Genomic DNA, 510 nt, shown 5'->3' with positions numbered 1-510 from the left:
GTCGGGCACAGGCTTTCCCATAGTTGACCTTAACGACCTCTCGACTCGTGCATTGCAGTTCATCGGTGGTGGACTTTTTTCGCGATATTGTGACGCAATCGGCGTTCGCCACCCGGCTGTCGACGAACTGATCGCGCACATCGACTCCATCGCTCAATCCCCCGACCTCTACATCTGGGGCGAAAACCTCGGCTTGCTGGATGTCCATGGCTTGGGCGACCTTCCTCCGCCTGAAATCGTCGCGGAACTGCCGTATGAAATTGGTGGCAAATTCCATCGCGCGGTCGAAACCCTCGTTGAAATCTATATGTCCGATCACATGGGCGCTGTCACGGACAACCCGCAAAGGTTCACTCGTGAATTGCTCGCTATCGTGTCCAACCATGGCGTAACACTGCCTGACCTCAATGTCTTCCTCCAACCAAATGGTAGCCGCTCATTCGGTGAGCGCGTAGACGATGAGACTCTTACAAAAATGGCGAGCCGCACTCCGCTGATAGTGCCCGACAA

2 protein-coding genes are annotated in these 510 nt (G+C 55.1%); one reads left to right on the top strand and one right to left on the bottom strand.

Going from position 1 to position 510, the window contains the following annotated elements; all coding sequences use genetic code 11:
- On the bottom strand, positions 1-208 hold a 208-nt coding region (locus RSSM_RS35105), incomplete at its 3' end, for a hypothetical protein (RefSeq protein ID WP_236621478.1).
- A 3-nt stretch (positions 209-211) separates the two neighbouring features.
- Between RSSM_RS35105 and RSSM_RS29545 the strand changes: the two genes are divergently transcribed.
- A partial coding sequence (locus tag RSSM_RS29545; RefSeq protein ID WP_236621477.1) for a hypothetical protein occupies positions 212-510 on the top strand: 299 nt, incomplete at its 3' end.

It is taken from the genome of Aporhodopirellula sallentina SM41 (genome assembly GCF_000346505.1).
In the GTDB taxonomy this organism is placed as follows: Bacteria; Planctomycetota; Planctomycetia; order Pirellulales; family Pirellulaceae; genus Rhodopirellula; species Rhodopirellula sallentina.
This window is presented reverse-complemented; position numbering and strand designations above follow the sequence as displayed.